Origin of the sequence: Anaerosolibacter carboniphilus (genome assembly GCF_014205875.1) — a bacterium.
GTDB classification, from domain to species: Bacteria; Bacillota; Clostridia; order Peptostreptococcales; family Thermotaleaceae; genus Anaerosolibacter; species Anaerosolibacter carboniphilus.
Genome location: NZ_JACHEN010000062.1, coordinates 1 through 8,424, shown reverse-complemented (window position 1 = coordinate 8,424; position 8,424 = coordinate 1). Strand labels below are relative to the sequence as shown.

Here is an 8,424-nt window from a genome sequence, read left to right as displayed (position 1 = left end):
GCAGGTTTAATGAATTATCCCGTTTATGAAATAGGTGAAGATGGATTACAACATACAAAAGAGTTGGGTGGGTTACTTTATTACTTATATCAAGGAGTTAAGATGGGTATTTATCCACCATTGATCTTCCTTGGCGTAGGGGCAATGACAGATTTCGGTCCATTGATTGCAAACCCACGAAGCTTACTTTTAGGTGCAGCAGCACAGTTTGGTATCTTTACAACATTCTTAGGCGCAGTAGCCCTTGGTTTTACAGGGGCAGAAGCAGCTTCAATCGGTATTATCGGTGGTGCAGATGGCCCAACAGCAATCTTCTTAACATCTAAGCTTGCACCACACCTATTAGGACCGATTGCCGTTGCAGCCTATTCCTACATGGCACTTGTTCCAATCATTCAGCCTCCAATCATGAAGGCATTGACAACAAAAGAAGAAAGAATGGTAAAGATGGAGCAGCTAAGACCAGTAACGAAGACGGAAAAAATTGTTTTCCCAATTATGGTTACAATCTTAGGCGCATTGTTGCTACCATCCGCAGCAGGATTATTGGGTATGCTGATGCTTGGTAACCTGTTCAGAGAATCTGGTGTTGTAGATAGAATCTTTAAAACTGCACAAAACGAATTAATCAACATCGTTACAATCTTCTTAGGAACAACTGTTGGAGCTACAGCCAGTGCAGAGAAGTTCTTAACACCACAAACATTGATGATCATCGGATTAGGACTATTAGCTTTCTGTGTAGGTACATCAACTGGAGTACTTTTCGGAAAAGTTATGTATATTGCTTCCGGCAAGAAGATCAACCCATTGATTGGTTCCGCAGGGGTTTCTGCAGTACCAATGGCAGCCAGGGTATCTCAAGTGGTTGGACAAAAGGAAAACCCTTCAAACTTCCTTTTGATGCACGCCATGGGACCAAACGTTGCAGGGGTTATCGGATCTGCCATCGCAGCCGGTGTACTACTATCCATATTTGGTTAAAACACATAACTGACAGGCTCATGCCTGTCAGTTTTTTTATCTGTTTATTTATGATACAATAAGTGGATAGAATGAAAACAAGAGGTGTTTATCATGAAAAAAGACGTCCTAGAGACATTAAAGTATAATAAAGGAAGCTTTATATCAGGAGAAGAACTCAGCAATAGGCTGGGGGTTACAAGGACAGCTATATGGAAACATATCAACCAGCTAAAGGAAGAAGGGTATGAAATAGAGTCCGTATCGCGAAAAGGTTATCGATTGATGGGAGAACCAGATCTATTAAATCAACATGCCCTTCAATTAGAATTAAAGACAAAAACCATAGGCAGGCGGATTGTTCATTATGATACCATTGACTCTACCAATACTGTGGCAAAGAAAATTGCTGCTGAAGGCGCAGAAGAGGGCGCTGTTGTTATCGCAGAGGAACAAACAGGAGGTAGAGGCAGGTTAGGCAGACAATGGGTATCTCCTAAAGGTGCAGGAATCTGGATGTCTTTGGTGTTACGTCCGTCCATTGAACCTGCTGAGGCTGCAAAGATTACTCAAATTGCAGCAGCAGCGGTAACCTTAGCGATTCGTAGGGTAACGGGATGTGAAGCAGGTATTAAATGGCCCAATGATATCATTCTACACAAGAAGAAAGTATGTGGGATTCTAACGGAAATGGGTGCAGAGCTAAACTCTGTGAGCTATATCGTTGTTGGGATCGGCATCAATGCCAACGTGGATGTGGCTTTATTTCCAGAGGAAGTGAAGCGGATTGCAACTTCTATTAAGGATTGCGTAGGAAACAATATCTCAAGAAAAGAGATTGTTCTGCATATATTGAAGGAGTTTGAGGACTTATACTTAGATTTTATCTATACAAAGAGTATCAAAAAAAGTGTAGAAATCTGCAAAGCCTACTCCGTAACACTGGGCAATACGGTTAAGATTATCAATCGGGATCAGACGATTATTGCGGAGGCAGTAGACTTGACAGAAGAAGGGGAACTAATCATTCGTAACCAGGAAGGACAGATGGAAAAGATTATCTCTGGAGAAGTTTCTGTGAGGGGGATTTCCGATTATGTATAAGAATTGTATTACAGATGTATCAGGAATTCTAGTGGGGCAAGCATCTGACCATGAAGCACTGACGGGTTGCACTGTCATTTTGTGTGGTGAGGGCGCAGTCTGTGGTGTAGAAGTAAGGGGTTCAGCACCCGGAACTCGAGAAACAGACCTGTTGGAGCCCCATATGTTAGTAGATCAGGTTCACGGCGTGTTTCTTGCGGGAGGAAGTGCCTTTGGCCTAGCGGCAGGAGATGGAATGATGCGGTACTTGGAGGAACATGGCATTGGCTTTGACGTAGGTGTCACCAAGGTACCCATTGTCACAGGCGCTGTATTGTTTGACTTAAATATAGGAAGTCATCGAATTAGACCGGATGCTTCCATGGGATATGAAGCTTGCAGACAAGCAAGTCAAGAGAAAATAAAAGAAGGAAACATTGGAGCAGGTACGGGGGCAACAGTAGGAAAGATTTTAGGGCATGAGCAATCTATGAAGGGTGGCATTGGCAGTGCCAGTATAGCTTTGGACAATGGACTGGTCGTAGGTGCAATCGTTGCGGTAAATGCCTTGGGAGATATTCGTGACCATCATACTGGAAAAATCATAGCTGGGGCTAGAGAAAAAGATACCGGTGCTTTGATTGATACTTGTGCCTATTTAAAACAACATGCCCATACCAGTTTGGCATTCAAAAGGGACAATACTACCATAGGCACCATTGCGACCAATGCAAGGCTGACAAAGGCTGAATGTAAAAAATTAGCCCAGATGGCGATGAATGGGCTCGTAAAGGTTATTTCACCCTTTGGTAGTACATTAGACGGGGATACTGTCTTTGCCCTATCTAAGGGAGAATATACAGCAGATTTAAATCTGTTAGGCATTATGGCAGCAGAGGCTATGGCCTTGGCTGTGAATAGGGCTATCAAGGAAGCCGAAAGTGTAGGCTCTATACCGAGCAGCGGGGATTATTTACGATAAATCGAATAGGAAAATAATTTAAGGGAATAATTACCCTATACTTGGGCTATCAAAATCAATTATTCTATTGCAAATTCATGTTTCAAGTGATAACATATACTAGGTAATTAGCCAGTATCAAAAGAACTGGACTTTAAGGATCTGTATGACGATATTACGTCCGGTATCCTAATAAGAGGAATTGGAACGGAGGAAATGAAATGGAAAAAAATTTAGCAACAGGGTCATTTTTGACTTTACGACAGATGACGGTGGCAGGATTATTAGGGGCAGTGGCCATCGCTTTAAGCATGACACCCTTGGGGTACATTCCGATCCCTTGGTTGGCCAATGTGAATGCCACTACCATGCACATTCCAGTGATTATCGCTACCATTGTATCAGGACCTGTGGTAGGCAGCATCGTTGGCTTGATATTTGGGGTTTCAAGCTTTTTAAGAGCTAACAATCCTTTTTTTATGAATCCGATAATTGCAATCCTGCCAAGGGTACTAATTGGAATTACAACCTACTATGCTTATAAATGGACGAAAAGTTCTGTGATTAGCGCAGTGGTAGGAACCCTAACGAATACCATCGGGGTGTTAAGTTTAATCCTTGCTTTTGGATATCTTCCTCTCAATGTAGTGTTGGGAATCGCAGGAGTAAATGGAACGACAGAAGCAATCGTATCTGCTCTAATTGTGGGAGCTGTGGTAAAGGCTTTAAAAAAGGTAGCCCATTAATATATTTGACAGGGATAGAATTTATAACATAAGAAGAAAGGTTGAGCGATGAGATGTTACTAGCTTTTGATGTTGGAAATACGAATATCGTATTAGGTGTATATAAAGGTGAAACATTGCTTAATTCTTGGAGAATGGCAACAGATAAGAGCAAAACAGCTGATGAATATGGTATGCTGGTGAATCAGTTATTTCAATATGATGGACTTGACCTTAATGATGTGGAGGATGTCATTATTTCATCCGTGGTGCCGCCGTTGATGTATTCATTGCAGCACATGGCTTTCAAGTATTTTAAAAAGGAGGCCATGGTGGTTGGACCTGGGATCAAGACTGGTGTGAATATAAAATATGATAATCCAAAGCAGGTTGGTGCAGACCGAATTGTTAACGCTGTTGCTGCTTTCGAAAAATACGGAGGTCCGTTGGTTATCGTGGATTTTGGAACAGCCACAACCTTCTGTGCCATATCGGATAAAGGAGAATACATGGGAGGAACCATTTCTCCGGGCATTAAAATTTCTAGCGAGGCATTGTTTCAGAATGCTGCAAAGCTTCCTAGGGTAGAACTCATAAAACCTGGCCATGTGATTTGTAAAAACACGGTAAGCAGTATGCAATCAGGTATTATCTATGGATATATTGGCTTGGTAGATTATATCGTAAAAAGGATGAAGCAGGAATTAGGCAACCACCCAAACACTAAGGTGATCGCCACAGGGGGATTGGCCAATTTAATCGCCAGTGAATCCGAGACTATTGATGAGGTCAACGGACTTTTAACCCTTGAAGGGTTAAGGATCATATACGAACGAAATAAAGCATAAAAGGGCCGGGGGACATTCCTGGCTTTTTTCTTTTGAGTTAGTGGATGGTGGTTGTGTAGAAGAGATAGGAGATCAGTTGAAGGAGTAGGGGTGATTCACGAAGCGCCCGTAAAGAGATGTAGGGGCGAACAGTGTTCGCCCGCTGCGAGGAACCAATTGACTTTATCTATAAGCTGTTGACAGGAGGAAAATATCATGAACATTGCAGGAATACAACTAGAAAACAGCGTTTCCCTTGGTCCTATGGCAGGGGTCACGGATCTTACCTTTAGACTTTTATGTAAGGAACAGGGGTGTGGTTTGGTCTACACGGAGATGGTTAGTGCAAAAGGGATATGCTACGGAGATAAGAATACAGAGGCCTTATTAGAAATAAAGGAAGAGGAAAAGCCTGTGGCATTACAAATTTTTGGTTCTGAGCCAGAATTTATGGCTCGGGCTGCCGAGATATTGAACCAACATGAGCACACCTTTCTAGATATCAATATGGGATGTCCCACACCCAAAATTGTAAAGAATGGGGATGGATCTGCCTTAATGAAAAATCCAGAATTGGCAGGACAGATTGTAAAGGCTGTAACCCAAGCAACGGATAAGTCTGTAACGGTGAAAATCCGCAAGGGCTGGGATGATCAGCATGTCAATGCAGTGGAAATGGCAAAGATTCTCGAAGAAAATGGGGCTAAGGTTATTGCAGTCCATGGCAGAACCCGGGAACAGTTCTATAGTGGAAAGGCGGATTGGGATATTATTAAGCGGGTGAAAGAGGCAGTGCGCGTTCCGGTAATCGGCAATGGGGATATTATTACAATAGAAGATGCTGTTCGAATGAAGGAAGAGACAAATTGTGATGGTATCATGGTGGCTCGGGGAGCTCAAGGAAATCCATGGATTTTCAAACGGATTGCCCATTATTTAAAAACAGGTGAAATCCTTCCAGAGCCAACACCAGAGGAAAAAGTTGAAATGGCCTTAAGACATATGTATAAAATAGTGGATATGAAGGGCGAATATATCGGAGTCCGGGAAATGAGAAAGCACTTAGCTTGGTATTTGAAAGGCATACGAAATGCAGCTCAGATACGAGGGCAGCTCAATACTGTAGGTGATCAAAAATCCATGGAAGCACTGCTTAGAAATTTCTTAAGTACCTTGTCCTAATTTCAGTGGGAATGGCTTGACAAAGGTGAATGACTACATTATAATTATTCGCATATAGTTCCATCTTTAGCCAAGCACTGTGAAAATCCAGTGCTTATTCTTCTAGCTTGAGAAAAATTACCAAGGGTTTCAAGGCATAAATTAACAATGAGGACATATATTATCAACAAATCATTTATATATTACATAAAAAGGAGAGAGAATGGATGACTGATAAGGAAGTATTATTAACCCCACAAGGTTTAAAGAAAATAGAAGATGAATTAGAGATGCTAAAAACTGTAAGGCGGAAAGAAGTTGCTGAGAGAATTAAGCAAGCGATTGCCTTTGGAGATATTAGTGAGAACTCCGAATATGATGAAGCGAAAAATGAGCAGGCTCAGTTAGAAGAGAGAATTATGAAGCTAGAAACGATGCTCCGAAAAGCGAAGATCATCGATGAGGATGAAATATCTGTTGATACTGTGAGTATTGGTGCTACTGTAAAAGTTAAAGATTTGGAGTTTGATGAAGAAGTAGAATATACAATTGTAGGCTCCGCTGAAGCAGATCCTTACGAATTAAAAATATCCAATGAATCTCCTGTGGGCAGCGCGCTCATCGGGAAAAAAATTGGCGATGTTGTGAATGTTCAAATTCCAGATGGTGTCACAAAATATGAGATTTTAGAAATCAAAAGATAATTCGGGGGTGTACAAAGGATGAGTGAAGAGTTAAATCTCAGTGAAGTACTTCGTGTAAGAAGAGAGAAATTAAAGAAGCTTCAAGAGATGGGAAGAGACCCATTTAAGATAGAAAAATATGATCAGACCCACTTTAGTCAGGATATCAAGGAAAATTTTGATGCCATGGAGGGACAAGAAGTTTCCATCGCAGGAAGAATCATGGCAAAAAGAACCATGGGGAAGGCGGCATTTTTAGATATTCAAGATAAGCAAGGTAGAATTCAATCTTATGTAAGACAAGATGCCATTGGAGAGGAAGAATATGATATCCTCGTAACCTATGACATTGGAGATATTGTAGGGGTAAAGGGTACTGTATTCAAAACGAAGCAGGGAGAAACCTCTATAAAAGCAGCGAATGTAGTATTATTATCAAAATCATTACAGGTGTTGCCAGAAAAGTGGCATGGATTAAAAGACCAAGAACTGAGATATAGACAAAGATACGTGGATCTTATCGTGAATCCAGAGGTGAAAAAAGCATTCTTGATTCGAACAAAAGCAATCAAAGCTCTTAGAAAATATCTGGATGATAGAGACTTCTTAGAAGTAGAAACACCAATCCTAAGTACCCTGGCTGGAGGAGCTGCTGCAAAACCTTTCATTACCCATCATAATACATTAGATATTGATATGTATTTAAGAATTGCCACAGAACTTCATCTGAAGAGATTGGTTGTAGGTGGCTTTGATCGCGTATATGAAATCGGAAGACTCTTTAGAAATGAAGGAATGTCACCAAAGCATAATCCAGAGTTTACAACGATAGAATGGTATGAGGCCTATGCAGATTATGAAGTGATGATGAAAGAGTGTGAAGAGGTTGTGGCAGAAATGGCTATGGCAGCTTTAGGAACAACGAAAATCGCATATCAAGGAAAAGAGATAGATCTAACGCCTCCATGGCGAAGAATTAGTATGACGGATATTGTAAAAGAAGTAAAAGATATAGACTTCACTCAAGTAAAGACCGATGAAGAGGCAATCGCCATTGCAAAACAGCACGGAATTGAGGTTGAAAAGGGCATGAAGAAAGGTCATATCATCAATGCCTTCTTCGAAGAGTTCTGTGAAAAGACGCTTATTCAGCCTACATTCATTACCCATCATCCGGTAGAAGTATCACCTCTTGCAAAAAGAAATCAGGATAATCCAGAAATCACAAACCGATTTGAGGCTTTTGTGAACACATGGGAGATTGCCAATGCTTTTTCTGAGTTAAATGATCCTATTGATCAGAGAGAGAGATTTGAAGAGCAAATGAAACAGAAAGAAGCTGGAGATGATGAAGCCCATCCGATGGATGACGATTTTATCAATGCATTGGAAGTAGGACTTCCACCAACAGGTGGTATTGGTATAGGTATTGACCGTCTGATGATGTTACTTACGGATTCAGCATCTATTCGTGATGTGCTCTTGTTCCCAACAATGAAGCCACTTTAAACCAATGAAAGTGAAGCATAGGGGTAGCCCTATGCTTTTTCCTTTTTGTGAGGATATATGATATATATAGATGAAATAAATAGAATTGTTTATTTAACAGAAAAAAATGTAGAAAGAATGCATAATTAAGAGAAAAGTACATATAATTGTAATTAGCGATGATAAAGCAACTGAAATAGATCCCTTTAAGAAATATGTTCAGATATAGGTCATGTAATAACTCCTTCATTCCAGACCTACAAACAAAGGGGTAGACCCTAGAGCATGGGCGAAATTACCAGTTGATTTGAGATAAGAAACATGGTAAGATAGTCTTTGTCGTCACGAGAAACAAGTTATAAAAAATATCATAAGAAAACTTGTTGACATGAAGCGACGAACATGTTATTCTAGTTAAGTCGCTAAAACGAGCGACACAAACTTTGGTCTTTGAAAACTACACAGTGTAAGAATTAAGCCAGCATATATACGCTTAGCGTAACGCTGATTTTGAGCAACGGAAATTTCGAGAG

At 40.7% G+C, this 8,424-nt stretch carries 8 protein-coding genes; all 8 read left to right on the top strand.

The features are described from left to right. Positions 1 to 984 (top strand): sodium ion-translocating decarboxylase subunit beta (locus HNQ80_RS25295; RefSeq protein ID WP_184314010.1); only part of this gene is annotated, 984 nt, incomplete at its 5' end. Positions 985 to 1,077: 93 nt separating this feature from the next. Then, positions 1,078 to 2,067: a biotin--[acetyl-CoA-carboxylase] ligase gene (locus tag HNQ80_RS25290; RefSeq protein WP_184314008.1), complete on the top strand. Its 990-nt coding sequence runs from the start codon at positions 1,078 to 1,080 to the stop codon at positions 2,065 to 2,067. Further along, a complete protein-coding gene (locus tag HNQ80_RS25285; RefSeq protein ID WP_184314007.1) occupies positions 2,060 to 3,028 on the top strand; it encodes a P1 family peptidase in 969 nt (322 codons plus the stop codon). The genes HNQ80_RS25290 and HNQ80_RS25285 overlap by 8 nt, the downstream gene beginning before the upstream one ends. Positions 3,029 to 3,228: 200 nt before the next feature. Next, complete coding sequence (locus HNQ80_RS25280; protein ID WP_184314005.1) at positions 3,229 to 3,753, top strand: ECF transporter S component; 525 nt, start codon at positions 3,229 to 3,231, stop codon at positions 3,751 to 3,753. Positions 3,754 to 3,806: 53 nt separating this feature from the next. Next, positions 3,807 to 4,580: a type III pantothenate kinase gene (locus HNQ80_RS25275; RefSeq protein ID WP_184314003.1), complete on the top strand. Its 774-nt coding sequence runs from the start codon at positions 3,807 to 3,809 to the stop codon at positions 4,578 to 4,580. Positions 4,581 to 4,775: 195 nt separating this feature from the next. Then, positions 4,776 to 5,741: a tRNA dihydrouridine synthase DusB gene (dusB, locus tag HNQ80_RS25270; RefSeq protein ID WP_184314001.1), complete on the top strand. Its 966-nt coding sequence runs from the start codon at positions 4,776 to 4,778 to the stop codon at positions 5,739 to 5,741. Positions 5,742 to 5,947: 206 nt separating this feature from the next. Continuing rightward, positions 5,948 to 6,424, top strand: coding sequence for a transcription elongation factor GreA (gene greA / locus HNQ80_RS25265; protein WP_184313999.1), 477 nt, complete (start codon positions 5,948 to 5,950; stop codon positions 6,422 to 6,424). Between the two features lie 18 nt (positions 6,425 to 6,442). Beyond that, positions 6,443 to 7,912: a lysine--tRNA ligase gene (gene lysS, locus HNQ80_RS25260; protein ID WP_184313997.1), complete on the top strand. Its 1,470-nt coding sequence runs from the start codon at positions 6,443 to 6,445 to the stop codon at positions 7,910 to 7,912. Positions 7,913 to 8,424: the final 512 nt, after the last annotated feature.